The organism is Massilia sp. UYP34, assembly GCF_056279385.1.
In genome coordinates, this window is the sequence record NZ_JBWBRF010000014.1 from 98,429 (window position 1) to 115,316 (window position 16,888).

Consider the following 16,888-nt stretch of genomic DNA (forward strand, 5'->3'; position numbering starts at 1 on the left):
TCTCGGCATGGCCCGCTACCGCCGTGCCCTCGATGGCGCCACCTACTTCTTCACGGTTGTCACCTACCGGCGACGCGCCATCCTGTGCGACGAACCTGTACGCCTTGCGCTGCGGGCGGCTTTCGGACGCGTTCGTGCCCGCCTACCCTTCCATATCGATGCGATCGTCCTGCTGCCCGATCACCTGCACTGCATCTGGACATTGCCCGACGGCGACGTGAATTTTTCCGCACGGTGGTCGCAGATCAAACATCATGTCGCATTTGCTTGCCGGGATAAGTACGGAAATTTTACGGTGACGGCCGCCCAGCGGCACCGCCGAGAAGCGCCGATATGGCAACGAAAATACTGGGAACACCGGATTCGGGATGAACGCGACATGGAAAAACATGTCGATTACATTCATTACAATCCGGTCAAGCACGGATTGGCCACGTGCGCCGCGTCATGGGAATATTCATCGTTCAACCGATATGTCGAGAACGGGGTTTATCCAACCGACTGGGGTGGGACGGATCAAGCGCGCAAAATGACGTTGGAGTGATTTACGAGCAGGTTGAACGCGTCGGCGGCGGAGCCGCCAACCCTACGGAAGCGTTCATCCTTCGGATTTAAAATCAATCGTCCCGCTCCGACTCATCCGGCCCCAGCATCAACTGCGCCGCCTCGCTCGGCAACGCCTCCACCGATTTCAACTTGCGCGCCATCTGACGGCTGCGTACCTCGGCGCTCTCGATGTTCTTGGCCGCCTTTTCCAGTGTCAGCTTGGTGGTGGCCAGCACGTCGCCGAACTTGGTGAACTCGGTCTTGACCGCCCCCAGCACCTGCCACACCTCGGACGAGCGCTTCTCGAGCGCCAGCGTGCGAAAGCCCATCTGCAGGCTGTTGAGCAGCGCGCTCAGGGTCGACGGGCCCGCGATCGTCACCCGCAAAGTGCGCTGCAGATCGTCGGCCAGGCCGGGACGGCGCATCACCTCGGCGTACAGGCCCTCGGTCGGCAAGAACAATATGGCGAAGTCGGTCGTCTGCGGCGGCGACAGGTATTTGTCGCAAATGGTGCGCGCTTCGCCCCGCACCGCCCGTTCCAGCTCGGCGCCGGCGCGCGCCACGCCCTCCAGGTCGGCCTGGTCGCTCGCCAGCAGCAGGCGTTCGTACTGCTCCTTGGGGAACTTGGCGTCGATCGGCAGCCATAGCGGCGCACCGCCGTCGACCACGCCGGGCAGCTTGATCGCGAACTCGACCCGCGCATTCGATCCGGCCACGGTCTCGACGTTCTTGGCGTACTGGTCGACGGTGAGCACTTGCTCGAGCAGCATCTCGAGCTGCACCTCGCCCCAGGTGCCGCGGGTCTTGACGTTGGTGAGCACCCGCTTCAGGTCGCCCACGCCGATCGCCAGCTGCTGCATCTCGCCCAGGCCCTGGTGCACTTTTTCCAGCCGCTCCGACACCTGGCGGAACGATTCGGAGAGGCGCGTCTCCAGCGTCGCATGCAGTTTTTCGTCGACCGTCTGGCGCATCTCTTCGAGGCGCCTGGCGTTGTCGGTCTGGAGATCGCGGATCTTGGTTTCCAGCGTGTTGCGCACTTCGAGCATGCGCTGGGCGTTCGATTCGGTGAGACTGCCCAGCGTCTGCTGCAGGGTGTCGGCGAAGCGCTTCAGCGCGCGCGCCTGTTCCTCGCGCCCGCTGCTCGAGTGCAGCTGCATCTGCTGGCGCATGCTGTCGAGCTGCTGGACCGTGGCGCTCAGGTTCTGCGCCATGGACTGGGTCAGGTGGGCCGTCAGCTCCTGGCGCGTCGACTGCGCGCTCGATTGCAGCTCCTGGCGCAGCTCGCGCTCCAGGCGTTCGACATGGTGGCCGTCGCCGCTGCCGCGCATGCGCAGGAGGACGGCCACCAGCAGTCCGGCCACAATGACGAGGCCGGCCAGGATGAGGATGTCGGCAACGGTCATGGCGCCGCTCAATCGGGTTTGTTGCGCATCCAGTCCGCGGTCTGGAAGAAGGAATTCATCATGCGCACGCGCAGCGCGTCGTCGTAGCCCAGGTCTTCCATGGCCCACGCCATGCAGCGCAGCCACTGGTCGCGCTCCTTGCTGCCGATCGCGAACGGCAGGTGGCGCGCGCGCAGGCGCGGGTGGCCGTAGCGCTCGATGTACAGGTTGGGGCCGCCCATCCAGCCGGACAGGAACATGAAGGTTTTCTCGCGCGAGCCGTCGTTGGGCACCGGGTGCATGGCGTGGATGCCGGCGAATTCCGGCTCCAGCTGCATCAGGTCATAGAAGCGGTCGACCAGCGCGCGCAGGCGCTCGCCGCCGCCCATCATCTCGTACAGGGTCTGGGATTCGGCCTGCACGTCGGTCTGTGTTTCGGTGTTGTGTTCGGACATTCCGCCATCATAGCGTAGGGTTGGCGGCTTTGCCGCCGACGCGGCGATGGTTGGCCGAAAAATTATCCGGCACGACATCGGCGCCGATAACAATCACCGCGTCGGCGGCCGAGCCGCCAACCCTACGTCGGGAGCCAAGCCCGAATCAAGCTTCGCGCAGCGTCTGCAACGGCGGCTGCCGTAGCACCCCGCGCAGGCCCAGCCAGCCCCCCACGATCGCGCACAGCGCGCCAACCAGCAGGCCCGCGACCCATACGCCCGGTTCGAACACCCAGGGGAACTTGAACTGGTAGGTGGCCAGGGCCCAACCCAGCGCCGCCGCGCCGCTCGCCGCCAGCAGGCCGGCCAGGCCGCCCACCAGCACGAACTCGATGCGCTGCGCCTGCGCCAGTTGCTGGCGCGTGGCGCCCAGCGCGCGCAGCAGGCCCGCCTCGCGCGTGCGCTCGGATTGCGACCCCATCAGCGCCGCATACAGCACCAGCACGCCGGAAGCGAGCGTGAACAGGAACAGGAATTCGACCGCCGTCACCACCTGGTCCAGCACGTCCTGCAGCTGGCGGATGATGCCCGAGACATCGATCACCGTCAGGTTCGGATGGTTGCGGGTCAGCGCATTGCCCAGGTTCGCAGCATCCGGCGGCAGGTGGAAGGCCGTCATGTAGGTGGTCGGCGCATCCGCCATCGCCGCCGGATTGATGATGACGAAGAAGTTGGCGCGCATCGAGCCCCATTCGAGCTTGCGCACGCTGGTGATCCTGGCGTCGACCAGCAGGCCCGCCATGTCGAAGCGCATGGTGTCGCCAAGCTTGAGGCCCAGGCGCTCCATGATGCTCTGCTCGACCGAGGCCTCGGCCACGCCGGGCGCGTCCTTGAACCACTCGCCCTGCACCACCTCGTTCGCCTGCGGCAGCACATCCGTGGTCGACAGGTTGAATTCGCGGTTGGCCAGGCGCCGCGCCTCGCCGTCCTGGAAGGTGTCGCGCGTGATCGGGTTGCCGTTGATGGCCGTCAGGCGGCCACGGATCATCGGGTACAGCACGGGTTCCTTGACGTTGGCCGCGAGCAGCTGGCCTTCGACGTCCTGCTTTTGCTCGGGCAGGATGTTGATCACGAAGCGGTTCGGCGCATCGGCTGGCGTGGCCAGTTGCCAGGCCGCCATCAGGTCGCCGCGCACCACGGTCAGCAGGAGCAGCGCCATCAGGCCCAGCGCCAGCGACACCACCTGGACCACGGTGGCGCCGGGCCGGCGCTGCAGCGACGTGACGGCGAAGCGCCAGGCCTGGTTCTTGAACGCGCCGCGTATCCGGCGCAGCCCTTGCAGGCCGAGCCAGGCCACCAGGGCGAAGAAGGCGAAGCCGCCCAGGAAGCCGCCGGCGGTGATCAAGGCCAGGGTCGGGTCGCCCGCCTGCCACAGGAGCAGCAGGAAGAACACGCCGATGCCCAGGCCGTAGGTCGCCAGCGCGGCCGGCTGCGGCGCGCCCTGCTCGCGCCGGATCACGCGGTTGTGCGGCACGTTGCGCAACTGGAGAATCGGCGGCAGCGCGAAGCCGACCAGCAGCAGCATCCCCGTCGCCACGCCCTGCAGCGCGGGCAGCATCGACACCGGCGGCAGCTCGGTCTTGATCAGGGAGGCGATCATCTCGAGCAGCACGAAGTGGGCGCCGAAGCCGACCAGCACCCCGATCACGCTCCCCAGGAGGCCGATGAAGGCGAATTCGAGCAGGTACAGCACGGTGACCTGGTTCTGGGTCAGGCCCAGGCAGCGCAGCATGGCGCAGGCGTCCAGGTGGCGGCCCATGAAGCGGCGCGCCGCCATCGCCACCGCGACCGCCGCCAGCATCGCCGACAACAGGCCCACCAGCGACAGGAACAGGCCGGCGCGATCGAGCGTGGCGCGCATTTCGGGGCGGCCGTTTTCCAGCGTCTCGATGCGCACGCCCTTGATATTGCCGGCGCGGATCTGCGCGCGCACCCACTGCTCGTAGTCGCGCACCGCGGCCATGTCGTTCGCGTCCTTTGACGCGACCATCAGGCGGAAGCTCACGCGCGCGAAGTCGTCGATCAGGCCGGTGGCCTGCAAGTCTTCCAGCGCCAGCATCACGCGCGGCGCGAAGTTGGCGAACGAGGCGCCCTTGTCGGGTTCGGTGGCGATCAGCTGGGCGATGCGGAACTGGCTGTTGCCCAGGGTGAGCATGGCGCCGACCTCGGTGCGCAGCTGCGGCAGCAGGGCGGGATCGACCCAGACCGTGCCGCGCGCCGGCACCGCGCGCGTGGGCGTGCCCTGCGCGCCGGCGGCGGCGACCGGGTCCGTCGTGACGCTCATCTGGCCCCTCAGCGGATAGCCTGTCGACACCGCCTTGATCGACGACAGCTGGGCCAGCGAGTCGTCGCCCTCGCCGGCTTGCGCCATGCTCGGGAAGGTGACGGTCTCGGCCAGCAGCAGGCCCCGTTTCAGGGCTTCGTCGCGCCACGCCTGGCGCACCGGGTCGTCGGTATTGACCAGCAGGTCGGCGCCGAGCAGCTGGTGGGCGTCGCGGTCCATGCCGGCGCGCATGCGGTCGATGAAGAAGCCGACCGAACTCAAAGCCGCGACCGCGACGATCAGCGCCACCAGCAGGAAGCGCAGCTCACCGGCGCGCCAGTCGCGCGCCGTCATGCGAAGAGCCTGGACGAACATGGATTTCGCTCCTGTCTGGAATCAGGGGTTGCCGAAGAAGGCGTCGACTTCGGCGAGGAAGGCGCGCTTGCGCTCCGGGTCGATGAAGGCGGCCTGGAAGCTGTTGCGCGCCAGTTGGCGCGCATGGCGTTCATCCAGCGGCAGCGCGTCGAAGGCGGCGAAGTAGTTCTCGTTGACGTAGCCGCCGAAGTAGGCCGGGTCGTCCGAGTTGACGGTCACCGCCAGATTGGCGTCGAGCAGGGTGCGCAGATTGTGCGAACCCATCACGTCGAACACGCGCAGCTTGATGTTCGACAGCGGGCATACCGTCAGCGCCACCTGCTCGCGCGCCAGGCGCTCGACCAGGGCCGGGCTTTCCAGGCAGCGCACGCCGTGGTCGATGCGCTCGACCTTGAGCACGTCGAGCGCGCTCTCGATGTAGGCTGGTGGGCCCTCCTCGCCCGCATGCGCGACCAGGCGCAGGCCGAGCGAACGGGCGCGCGCGAACACGCGCGCGAATTTCTCGGGCGGGTGGCCGACCTCGGACGAATCGAGGCCGACGCCGATGAATTTGTCGCGGTAGGGGAGCGACTCTTCGAGCGTGGCGATGGCCTCGTCCTCGGACAGGTGGCGCAGGAAGCACATGATCAGGCTGGCGCTGAGCGGCGCGTCCCGGCAGGCGCGCCAGATGCCGTTGATGACCGTCTCGAACGGCACCCCGCGCGCGGTATGGGTTTGCGGATCGAAGAAGATTTCGGCGTGGCGGACATGGTCGGCATGGGCGCGCGCCAGATACGCCGCAGTCATGTCGTAGAAGTCTTGTTCCTTCAGCAGCACGCTGGCGCCGGCATAATAAATGTCGAGGAAAGATTGGAGATCGGTGAAAGCGTAGGCCTCACGCAACGCTTCGACCGAGCTGAAAGCGAGATCGACCCCGTTTCTTTGCGCAAGCTCAAAAATCAGTTCCGGTTCGAGCGAGCCCTCGATGTGGATGTGCAGTTCTGCCTTGGGCATGTTCTGCAGCAGATTGCGCAGGCGTTCGTCGAGCATGGTTTTCTCCAACAAGTACTTCAGTAAAGACGCAATAGTCCGGGTCAGCATGGCCCGACCGACAAGTGTAACGCATGCGCGCCATCCGCCTGCGCCATAGCGAAAATGGCTGCGTTCGGCTTAGTGACATGCACGATTCGCGTGCGCCGCGTGTTGAGCAGTTCGTGCACTATCGGCACACAACGGAAGAAAATAAAGGCGCCGCCGGCTCACCGATCTTTCGTTCAAACCGGCCTCGACGCCGTGCTCCGGCCCCACCTTCCCACGGCCGCCGCGACGCCTGCAAAAACCCGATTTTCGATAGTTGAATCAACTACTTGGCACCGCCTCAACAGCTTGCGCGACACTGCTTTGACTTCGGAAACCAATAGGCACATAATAAATTTCATAAACGCAAAAAAGGCGTTCTCCACCACGCGGATTTGACGAGCCGTTAAATCCACGACAAGCAACCGCACGTGAATTCGACAAACGGCGCCGGCCATTCCGGCGCGGCACGTGACGACCGAACAGGGAGAGCGCGACAAGGATACCGGGGCCCCAGGCAGCTTCGACAGTGGCTGCTGTGACAGTGATTCGTTGTTGGCACATTAAAGGAACTTCAATGAGCATCTTTGAAAACTACGCGGCCCGCTATGAGCGCACCCGGGAAGAGGAATACTCCCTGGCGGAATATCTCCAACTGTGCAAGAAAGACCCGCTGACCTATGCCAGCGCGCCGGAACGCATGCTGGCCGCGATCGGCGAGCCGACCCTGGTCGATACCCGCCTCGATTCGCGCCTGTCGCGTATCTTCGCCAATAAGGTGATCAAGATCTATCCAGCCTTCCGCGAGTTCTACGGCATGGAAGAAGTGATCGAGCAGGTCGTGTCTTATTTCCGCCATGCGGCGCAAGGACTCGAAGAGCGCAAGCAAATCCTGTATTTGCTTGGCCCGGTCGGCGGCGGCAAATCGTCGATCGCCGAGAAACTCAAAAGCCTGATGGAACTCGTGCCCTTTTATGCGATCAAGGGCTCGCCGGTGAATGAATCGCCGCTGGGCCTGTTCAGCGAGGAAGAAGACGGCACCATCCTCGAAGAAGACTACGGCATTCCGCGCCGCTACCTGCGCACCATCCCAAGCCCGTGGGCCGTCAAGCGCCTGCATGAATACGGCGGCGACATCAATAAGTTCCGCGTCGTCAAACGCTATCCGTCGATCCTGAAACAGGTCGCGATTTCCAAGACCGAACCGGGCGACGAAAACAACCAGGACATCTCTTCGCTGGTCGGCAAGGTCGATATCCGCAAGCTCGAGGATTTCCCGCAAGACGATCCGGACGCCTACAGCTATTCCGGCGGCTTGTGCCTGGCGAACCAGGGCCTGATGGAATTCGTCGAGATGTTCAAGGCGCCGATCAAGGTGCTGCACCCGCTCCTGACCGCCACGCAGGAGGGCAACTACAAGGGCACCGAAGGCTTCGGCGCGATCCCTTTCGACGGCATCGTGCTGGCGCACTCGAACGAATCCGAGTGGAAGACCTTCCGCAACAACCGCAACAACGAGGCTTTCCTCGACCGTATCTATATCGTGAAGGTGCCGTATTGCCTGCGCGTGTCCGATGAAATCCAGATCTACGACAAGCTGCTGCGTAATTCGTCGCTCGACAAGGCGCCGTGCGCGCCCGGCACCCTGCGCATGATGTCGCAGTTCGCCGTGCTGTCGCGCCTGAAGGATCCCGAGAACTCGAGCATCTTTTCCAAGATGCTGGTCTACGATGGCGAGAACCTGAAGGACACCGACCCCAAGGCCAAGTCGCTGCACGAATACGTCGACTATGCCGGGGTGGACGAAGGCATGAACGGCCTGTCGACCCGCTTCGCCTTCAAGATCCTGTCCAAGGTCTTCAACTTCGACAATACCGAGGTGGCGGCCAATCCGGTCCACCTGCTGTACGTGCTCGAACAGCAGATCGAGCGCGAGCAATTCCCGCCCGAGACCGAGCAGCGCTATCTGTCCTATATCAAGGAGCACCTGGCGCAGCGCTACGTCGACTTCATCGGCAAGGAGATCCAGACCGCCTACCTGGAAAGCTATTCCGAGTATGGCCAGAACATCTTCGACCGCTACGTGACCTTTGCCGACTTCTGGATCCAGGACCAGGAATTCCGCGACCCGGATACCGGCGAAAGCTTCGACCGCGAATCGCTGAACGCCGAGCTGGAAAAGATCGAAAAGCCGGCCGGGATTTCGAATCCGAAAGATTTCCGCAACGAGATCGTCAACTTCAGCCTCAGGGCGCGCGCCACCAATGCCGGCAAGAATCCGGCCTGGACCAGCTACGAGAAGTTCCGCAGCGTGATCGAGAAGAAGATGTTCTCAAATACCGAGGAACTTTTACCGGTGATTTCCTTCAATGCAAAAGCGAGCGCCGAGGATGCGAACAAGCACGCCGACTTCGTTGCCCGCATGGTGGAGAAAGGCTATACACCCAAGCAGGTGCGTCTGTTGTGCGAATGGTATCTGCGTGTGCGCAAGTCGTCGTAACGATGCGCCTTGCGTGTTGCCGAATGGCTGCAGGCCGCTACCGGCAAGGCGCAACGCCGCGCGTGCGCCGCACGCTCGTTCGCGCAGCGTATTAAGATAGGGGTGCCGTCGCTCGCGACGGCACTGAAGCGCCAGCGACAAGCGCCACATGTCGCCAGTTCCGCGCTTATTATGAGCAGGAGGCCTGTTTTGACTTACCTCATCGACCGTCGCTTGCAGGGCAAGAACAAGTCTGCGGTCAACCGCGAACGTTTCCTGCGCCGCTACAAGGCGCAGATCAAGGATGCCGTCGGCCGCGCCATCAAGGGCCGCTCGATCACCGACATCGAGAACGGTGAAAAGGTCACCATTCCCGTCAAGGACGTGAACGAACCGCATTTCGGCCACGCCCATGGCGGCGTGTACGAAACCGTCAACCCCGGCAATACCGAATATCAAAAGGGCGACCAGTTCAACCGGCCCCGCGGCGGCGCCGGCGGCGCCGGACGCGGGCGCGCCGGCAACAGCGAACAGACCGTCGAAGACGATTTCATCTTCGAGCTGTCGCGCGAAGAATTCATGAATTACTTCTTCGAGGATCTCGAGCTGCCGAACATGGTCAAGACGCAGCTGACCCAGACCATCGAATACAAGAGCCAGCGCGCCGGCTACAACGTGTCCGGCACGCCCTCGAACATCCACGTGCTGCGCTCGCTGCGCGGCGCCCTGGGCCGCCGCATCGCCGTCGGCGGACCGGCGCGACGCCAGCTGGCCGAGGCGGAAGCCGCGCTGCAGGCGCTGCTCGACGAAGGCGCGCCGTCCGACGACGAAGGGGTCGTCGCGCTCAGGGACCGCATCCATCATCTGCACATCCGGCTCAATGCCATCCCGTTCATCGACCCGTTCGACCTGCGTTACTCGAACCGGATCAAGGTCCCCAAGCCCAGCACCCAGGCCGTGATGTTCTGCATCATGGACGTGTCGGGCTCGATGGACGAGACGCGCAAGGATACGGCCAAGCGTTTCTTCATCCTGCTGTATCTGTTCCTCAAGCGGGTCTACGAAAAGATCGACGTCGTCTTCATCCGCCACCACACGGCGGCGGCCGAGGTCGACGAGAACGAGTTCTTCCATTCGCGCGAGTCGGGCGGTACCGTCGTCTCCTCGGCCCTGCACCTGTTGCAGAAGGTGATCACCGAACGCTACGGCAGCGCCGACTGGAACGCCTACGTGGCGCAAGCCTCGGACGGCGACAACTGGGATAACGACTCGGTGCTGTGCAAGCAGATTCTGACCAGCGCGATCATGCCGCGCGTGCAGTATTACACCTATGTCGAGATCACCGACGGCCCGCCGCAGAACCTGTGGGAACAATACTGCGACGTCGCTGCCCAGCACCGCAATTTTGCGATGCAAAAGATCGTGACCCCGGCCGACATCTACCCGGTATTCCGGGAACTGTTCAAGAAGCAGGCCAAATAGCCTGCGACACGGACGCAGCAAACAGCGAGGCGCCCCATGCCAAGAGATCCAAGCAATCCGCGCGCCCTGCCCGAACAGTCGGAGTGGACCTTCGACCTGATCGAACAGGCGCACGAAGAAATCAAGCGGGTGGCCAGGCGCTACGGCCTGGACACCTATCCGAACCAGCTCGAGATCATTACCGCCGAGCAAATGATGGATGCCTACACCTCAGTCGGCATGCCGGTGTCCTATAACCATTGGTCTTTCGGCAAACACTTCCTGAGTACCGAGAAGAGCTACCGCCGCGGACAGATGGGCCTGGCTTACGAGATCGTCATCAACTCGAATCCCTGCATCGCCTACCTGATGGAAGAAAACAGCCTGACGATGCAGGCGCTGGTGATCGCCCACGCCGCCTATGGCCACAATTCTTTCTTCAAGGGAAATTATCTGTTCCGCAGCTGGACCGACGCCGACGCCATCGTCGACTATATGGTGTTTGCCAAGAACTATATCGCCGAGTGTGAGCAGCGCTATGGCATCGATGCGGTCGAAGAGCTGCTCGATTCCTGCCATGCGCTGCAAAACTACGGTGTCGACCGCTACAAACGGCCGGCCAAGCTGTCGGTGGCGCAAGAAGCGGCGCGCACCAAGGAGCGCGAGGAATACGCCCAGTCCCAGGTCAATTCGATCTGGCGCACCCTGCCCCAGCGCGAAGAACAGGTGGCGGCGGATGCGCCGACCCGCCGCTTCCCGCCCGAGCCCGAGGAAAACCTGCTGTATTTCATCGAGAAATACGCGCCGCTGCTCGAACCCTGGCAGCGTGAACTGGTGCGGATCACGCGCAAGATTTCGCAGTATTTCTATCCGCAGCGGCAGACCCAGGTGATGAACGAGGGCTGGGCCACTTTTTGGCACTACACGATCCTGCAAGACCTGTATAAAGAAGGGATCGTCGGCGACGGCTTCATGCTCGAGTTCCTGCAAAGCCACACGAACGTGGTCTACCAGCCGCCGGCCAACAGCCCGTATTACAGCGGGATCAATCCCTATGCCCTGGGTTTCGCGATGATGACCGACATCCGGCGCATCTGCGAAAACCCGACCGACGAAGACAGAACCTGGTTCCCCGACATCGCCGGCAGCGACTGGCTCAAGACGCTCGACTTCGCGATGCGCAACTTCAAGGACGAAAGCTTCATTGCCCAGTACCTATCGCCCAAGCTGATTCGCGACTTTCACTTCTTCGCCGTGCTGGATGACGACCGCAGCGACAAACTGACCATCTCGGCGATCCACGACGAGGCCGGCTACCGCTACGTGCGCCACAAGCTGGCCGAGCAGTACAACCTGGGCAGTCGCGAGCCGAACATCCAGGTCTGGCAAGTCAATACCCGCGACGATCGCGCGCTGACGCTGCGCCACACGCAATACAACCGCCGTCCGCTCAACGGACAGGCACAAGAGGTGCTCAGGCACGTGGCCCGTCTGTGGGGCTTCGACGTGCGGCTGGAGACGGCCGACCCGGCCGGGCACGTGGTCAGCTTCCTCGAGTGCCGGCGCGAGAAGCGAGGGCGCTAAAACCGCGCTGCGCTTTTCTCCTCTGCGGTTCGCCTCCACGGCGACGCCCGCTGGCAATCACGGGCGTGGTGGACGGGCTTCCCGTCCCACCACGATTTTCCATTTCGACGGCCCGTCGTGGCGCCCTCCCCTCTCCTTTCATTCCAGTCCACATGCTTCCTGCGTGGCACGAGCACCTTGCCTTGCTTATGCATGTTCAATTCGACTGATCCGCTATCGCCAACATACAGATTTCATGGTATGTTTCCGACATCACATGTTAGTTCTGTCACATCCAAGTCATGGCAATTTGACGGTGAAAGCCCTGGCATCAAACACGTAATATAGTTTGTCGCAGAAGGTGTAGGAGCACGCAGCTTTCATTCCTGTCAAACCGAAATCGTGGAATGACGCACGGTTGAGGCAGCTCAAGCGGCACAAGGGGTTTCAATTCTATCTATATGCCATGGTTGTTCGGGACGGCTTCCAGGGCATTCCCAGAATGCCGGGGGCTGATAAGAATTAGCTATTGTTTGCAGAAAGGCCATTGTAGGGTCATATGAAATTCGCCAAGTCGCTGATTTAGCAAAAGAAATTTGGTGAATACGGCCTCTGCACTGATCTTGTACGCGATGAGGAGAATCTTTACTTAAACTACACATTTTCCGGCCTTCCGGCCCCCCTCAAACCGACCGCGCCAGGCTTGTATAGATGAGCTGGTTTGCCTGCATTTACAGGTAGTTAGCGCACCTTTCGGTGCTGTAAAAATGTATGTGCAAAAAAGAATTCGTAGGTATAATTCCTCGATGTCCCGGATGCGGCTCTAGGCTTATGTCGTGTTTAGTGGGTTTGGTAGCAACAAAAAAGAGTTGGTATTGGAGAAATATGGCATGAATTTTTCGAATGAAAAGCAACCCGGGAAAAATTTCACAGGATTCATCGTAGTCGTCATCCTTCACATCATCGTGGGATGGGCGCTCGTGGCTGGCCTGGGTACCCGGATCGTCAGCACGGTGACCGAAGCTGTGGAAACCAAGCTGATTGAAGAGACCGCCCCGCCGCCGCCGCCGGAAACGCCGCCGCCGCCGCCGCCGCCAGAAATGAAAGCGCCGCCGCCGCCGTTCATCCCGCCGGTCGAAGTGCAGGTGCAGCAACCGCCGCCACCGCAAAACACGATCGCCACCGCGACCAACACGCCGCCGCCAACCACCCAGCTGGCTCCGCCGGCGCCGCCCGCTCCTCCGGCTCCGCCGGCGCCGCCGGCACGTGGTCCTAGCCGCACGGAGGCAGTGGCTGACTTTAATACTTGCGCACGTCCGGAATATCCACGTTCGTCGCAGCGCAATGAAGAAACCGGTACCACGACCCTGCAGTTCCTGATCGGTGTCGATGGTCGGGTGATGGAAGCCAAGCTGGCGAAGTCGAGTGGCTTCCGTGACTTGGACCGAGCCGCGCAATCGGCTCTGAGCAAATGCCGATTCAAGCCCGCCATGATCGATGGCAAGCCGGAACAGGCGTGGACAGCGGTGCAGTACGTCTGGACGCTGGAATAAAACCGAGACAGGTTACCGTCTCAAACTTTGATTGTCGTTGTCGTTAAGTTCAGCGAACTGTCTATTTAATATCTTTGGAGGAAGCATGTTTAAGAATACCCGTTTGTCCGCTTTCCTGGCGGCTGTCCTGTTGTCGGTAACCGCAGCATCGGCTCTGGTCTCGGCCCCTGCCTTCGCTCAAGAAACCCCGGCAACCGACGCAGCTGCACCAGCGGCGACCGACGCAGCAGCTCCAGCTGTTGACCCAGCTGCCGCTCCTGCAGACGCTGCTGCCGCTCCTGCAGACGCTGGCGCGCCAGCCGCTGCGCCAGGTGGCGAGCAAACCGAAGAAGTCTATAACCCGTACGGCCTGCAAGCCATGTGGGAACACGGCGACTTCGTCAACAAGGGCACCCTGATCATCCTGTCGCTGATGTCGATCGGTTCGTGGTACATCATCATCACCAAGCTGATCGATCAGCAGAAGATCATGAAGCAGTCGAAAGACATGCAATCCAAGTTCTGGAAAGCGCCATCGATCGCTGCTGGTTCGGCGCAGCTGAAAGAAGGTTCGCCATTCCGCTTCATCGCTGAAACCGGCACCAAGGCAACCCAGCACCACGACGGCGCCCTGCTCGAGCAGATCGACCTGTCGACCTGGGTCACCATGCAGATCCAGCGCGCCGTGGACCGCGTCCAGTCGCGTCTGCAAGATGGCCTGTCGTTCCTGGCAACCGTCGGTTCGACCTCGCCGTTCATCGGTCTGTTCGGTACCGTCTGGGGCATCTACAACGCACTGACCGCCATCGGCATGTCGGGTAACGCATCGATCGACAAGGTCGCAGGTCCAGTCGGTGAAGCACTGATCATGACCGCCTTCGGTCTGTTCGTTGCAGTTCCTGCCGTTCTGGGTTACAACTGGCTGGTGCGTCGTAACAAGACCGTCCTGGAAGACATCCGTTCGTTCTCGGCTGACGTTCACTCGGTCCTGATCTCGGGCGCCATGTCGACCTCGAACGCAGCTGCCGCAGCTAAAAAGATTGGATAAATTATGTCGATGAGTGTCGGTTCCGATTCCGGCGAAGATGCACTGAATTCAGAGATCAACACGACGCCACTCGTTGACATCATGTTGGTTCTTCTGATCATCTTCCTGATCACTAGCCCGGTGGTGCTGAATCTGCAGAAAGTCACACTGCCTTCAGAAGAGAACCAGGTCACGCTGACCAAGCCGGAAGATGTGAATATCACCGTCAATAAAGACGGCGAGATGTACTACAACCAGACTCACCTCGCGAACACGGACGAGCTGTTCAAGTTCCTCGCGGAGCAGTCGGTGAAGGTGCCGCAACCGGCGGTGAAAGTTCGTGGCGACCAGGAAACCCGCTACGAAGCGATCGGCCGCGTGATCTACACGGCACAACGTGCTGGTGTGCAGAAGGTTGGCTTCGTCATCGAGCCACCGGGCTGATAGCCCTGCAGGCGGCGCCTGGCTGATCTAGCCGGGCGCCGTAACCTTCTCCCCCAACATTAGATAAGGACACACCCATGAGTATGAACGTAGGTGGAGGCGGCTCCGCAGCAGCAGCCGATCCGGAACCGATGATGGAAATGAACATGACGCCGCTGATCGACGTCCTGCTCGTTCTCATCATCATGCTGATTATCACGATTCCGAAGCAAAACCACTCCGTCAATCTGAACATGCCAGTTGGTAACCCGCCGCAAAGCGATATCAAACCGGTGGTGATCACGATCGACGTCGACTTCGACGGCACCATTCTCTGGGATGGCGAAGTCATTCCGGATCGCTCGACGCTCGAAGCCAAGATGAACGCCGTTGCAGCCATGGCCGACCAGCCTGAAGTGCACCTGCGTCCAAATAAGCTGGTAGAGTACAAGGTAGTTGCCGGCGTCATGGCATCGGCCCAGCGCATCGGCGTCACCAAAATCGGCATGGTCGGTAACGAGCAGTTCCAGTAATCGTTCCATGTTTGACCAACACGGCAGGGCTATCCCTGCCGTGTCCATTTTGAAATAAGGATTTTTCAGATGATCAAGTTCCGTCTCGCTCACCTCAGCCTTGCAATGGCCGCTCTGGGCTTTACCGCGCTCACCCCGGTAATCGGCCTGTCTTCCGCCATCGCGCAGGAAGCAATGCGCCCGGAGATCGGCAAACCGCTGCAGCAAGCCCAGGCCCAGATGAAGCAGGGCAGGCACAAGGAGGCTCTGGCCACGCTGCGCGGACTGGACAAGGTGGGCAACAAGACCGCCAATGAAAGCTACCTGATCGAGCGCGTGCGCGCCGGGGCAGCATCGTCGGCCGGCGATTACGATACCGCCGCCAAATCCTTCGAAGCCCTGCTCGCGTCGGGCAAGCTGAACGCCAATGAGCGTTCGCAGTTCGCCGAAGGCCTGGTGGGCATTTATATGCGTGCAGGCGACCTGAACAAGGCCAACGCCACCATCCAGAACCTGCTCAAGCAGAAGGATGATCCGAAGCTGCGCGCTTACCTGCTGCAGAACTACTATAAGCAAGGCAACACTGCTGCCCTCGAGCAAGAACTGCGCACCATCGAGAAAAGCGGCCGCCTGAGCGAAGATCAGCTCGGCATGCTGGCCAATATCCAGCTCAAGAAGAACGATACCGCCGGCTACGTGCGCACCATCGAAAAGCTCGCCGCCAGCTATCCGAAGGCCCAGTACTGGACCGACCTGCTGAACCGCGTGCAGCGCCAGCCAGGCTACTCCAGCCGCCTGAACGTCGACGTGTATCGCCTGAAGCTGGCCAACAACCTGCTCAAGAAGCCGAGCGAGTACATGGAAATGGCCCAGCTGGTGCTGCAGGCGAAAGCCCCGGCCGAAGCCATCAAGATCATCGACAAGGGCTACAAGGCCGGCGCCCTGGGCACCGGCACCGACGCCGCGCGTCACCAGCGCCTGAAGGACCTGGCCGAGAAGAACCTGGCAGAGCAGAACAAGAACTTTGCCGCGCTCGAAGCCGAGCACACCGCGGTCAAGGACCAGGACTCGCTGGTGGGCCTGGGTTACGCACTGGTGCAGGCTGGCCAGGCCGACAAGGGTCTCAAGATGATGGAAGCGGCGATCAAGGCCGGCGGCCTGAAGAACCCCGACGACGCCAAGCTGCGCCTGGGCGAAGCCTACGCCGCTGCCGGCAAGAAGCAGCAAGCCATCGCCACGCTCAAGACCGTGGGCGGCAAGGGCGGCACCGCCGAACTGGCCCGCTACTGGATCCTGGCGATCAACAATCCGCTGAGCTGATCGTTCCGCGATCGGTTTCATGAACGCCGCCTTTGGGCGGCGTTTTTTTTGTACCGTAGGGTTGGCGGCTTGCCCGCCGACGCGGTGATGGTTGGCCGCAAGATCATCCGGCGCGAAAGCGCCACCGTTAAGGAAGCGCTGAACAAATAGGTTGCACGGCCGTTCCAACGTGACAAACCCGGCGCCAGACCGAACGGTGGTCGAGATCAGTTATTTTTCGCGCTCCAGCTTGGGCGTCCGGCTCGTTTTTGCGTGCTGTGGCACGCATTTCCCCGCTCAGGACGGAGTTCGGGCGTGCGCGCTCCCAAAGGTTCGGCCAGCCAGCACCAGGTTCGCGAACGCGAACAAGGTGTGCAGCTGCGCGGTGTTCTTCGCCAGACCGCGGTAACGCGTCTTGCGATGCCTGAACAGGTTCTTCAGCACATGAAACGGATGCTCAACCTTCGCGCGCACGC

The 16,888-nt window shown here is 61.8% G+C and carries 14 protein-coding genes; 9 read left to right on the forward strand and 5 right to left on the reverse strand.

The features are described 5' to 3' along the window. The first annotated feature begins 7 nt into the window (after positions 1–7). On the forward strand, positions 8–544 hold the full coding sequence (locus ACZ9AQ_RS18695) for an REP-associated tyrosine transposase (RefSeq protein ID WP_429206162.1): 537 nt from the start codon (positions 8–10) through the stop codon (positions 542–544). Between the two features lie 73 nt (positions 545–617). Here ACZ9AQ_RS18695 and ACZ9AQ_RS18700 read toward each other — a convergent pair whose 3' ends face one another. The 4 genes from ACZ9AQ_RS18700 to ACZ9AQ_RS18715 all read right to left on the reverse strand — a co-directional run bounded on the left by ACZ9AQ_RS18700 (position 618) and on the right by ACZ9AQ_RS18715 (position 6,089). After that, positions 618–1,949, reverse strand: coding sequence for a DNA recombination protein RmuC (locus ACZ9AQ_RS18700; RefSeq protein WP_429206163.1), 1,332 nt, complete (start codon positions 1,947–1,949; stop codon positions 618–620). 8 nt (positions 1,950–1,957) lie between these two features. After that, the gene (locus tag ACZ9AQ_RS18705; protein ID WP_429206164.1) at positions 1,958–2,383 is read right to left on the reverse strand and encodes a group II truncated hemoglobin; all 426 of its coding nucleotides are present in this window, start codon (positions 2,381–2,383) and stop codon (positions 1,958–1,960) included. A gap of 145 nt (positions 2,384–2,528) precedes the next feature. Beyond that, entirely contained in the window at positions 2,529–5,060 is a 2,532-nt protein-coding gene (locus ACZ9AQ_RS18710; protein ID WP_429206165.1) for an ABC transporter permease, read from the reverse strand. 21 nt (positions 5,061–5,081) lie between these two features. Further along, the gene (locus ACZ9AQ_RS18715; protein WP_429206166.1) at positions 5,082–6,089 is read right to left on the reverse strand and encodes an adenosine deaminase; all 1,008 of its coding nucleotides are present in this window, start codon (positions 6,087–6,089) and stop codon (positions 5,082–5,084) included. 604 nt (positions 6,090–6,693) lie between these two features. Between ACZ9AQ_RS18715 and ACZ9AQ_RS18720 the strand changes: the two genes are divergently transcribed. From ACZ9AQ_RS18720 to ACZ9AQ_RS18755, 8 genes are all read left to right on the forward strand, one after another. Continuing rightward, complete coding sequence (locus tag ACZ9AQ_RS18720; RefSeq protein WP_429206167.1) at positions 6,694–8,616, forward strand: PrkA family serine protein kinase; 1,923 nt, start codon at positions 6,694–6,696, stop codon at positions 8,614–8,616. Between the two features lie 189 nt (positions 8,617–8,805). Further along, entirely contained in the window at positions 8,806–10,077 is a 1,272-nt protein-coding gene (locus ACZ9AQ_RS18725; protein WP_429206168.1) for a YeaH/YhbH family protein, read from the forward strand. A gap of 36 nt (positions 10,078–10,113) precedes the next feature. After that, a complete protein-coding gene (locus ACZ9AQ_RS18730) occupies positions 10,114–11,640 on the forward strand; it encodes a SpoVR family protein (protein WP_429206170.1) in 1,527 nt (508 codons plus the stop codon). Positions 11,641–12,509: 869 nt separating this feature from the next. Further along, positions 12,510–13,172, forward strand: a complete 663-nt coding sequence (locus tag ACZ9AQ_RS18735; RefSeq protein WP_005665793.1) for an energy transducer TonB — start codon at positions 12,510–12,512, stop codon at positions 13,170–13,172. A gap of 85 nt (positions 13,173–13,257) precedes the next feature. Continuing rightward, on the forward strand, positions 13,258–14,199 hold the full coding sequence (locus tag ACZ9AQ_RS18740) for a MotA/TolQ/ExbB proton channel family protein (protein ID WP_429206172.1): 942 nt from the start codon (positions 13,258–13,260) through the stop codon (positions 14,197–14,199). A 3-nt stretch (positions 14,200–14,202) separates the two neighbouring features. Continuing rightward, positions 14,203–14,622 carry an ExbD/TolR family protein gene (locus ACZ9AQ_RS18745; RefSeq protein WP_005665791.1) on the forward strand — a complete coding sequence of 140 codons (420 nt, stop codon included), beginning with the start codon at positions 14,203–14,205 and terminating at the stop codon, positions 14,620–14,622. A gap of 77 nt (positions 14,623–14,699) precedes the next feature. Further along, positions 14,700–15,134, forward strand: a complete 435-nt coding sequence (locus ACZ9AQ_RS18750) for an ExbD/TolR family protein (RefSeq protein ID WP_205289005.1) — start codon at positions 14,700–14,702, stop codon at positions 15,132–15,134. Between the two features lie 69 nt (positions 15,135–15,203). Then, a complete protein-coding gene (locus tag ACZ9AQ_RS18755; RefSeq protein WP_429206175.1) occupies positions 15,204–16,433 on the forward strand; it encodes a tetratricopeptide repeat protein in 1,230 nt (409 codons plus the stop codon). 276 nt (positions 16,434–16,709) lie between these two features. On the opposite strand, the gene ACZ9AQ_RS18760 is transcribed toward ACZ9AQ_RS18755, so the two are convergent. After that, positions 16,710–16,888, reverse strand: a 179-nt coding sequence (locus tag ACZ9AQ_RS18760; RefSeq protein ID WP_429206179.1) for a transposase, incomplete at its 5' end; no start/stop codon positions are given.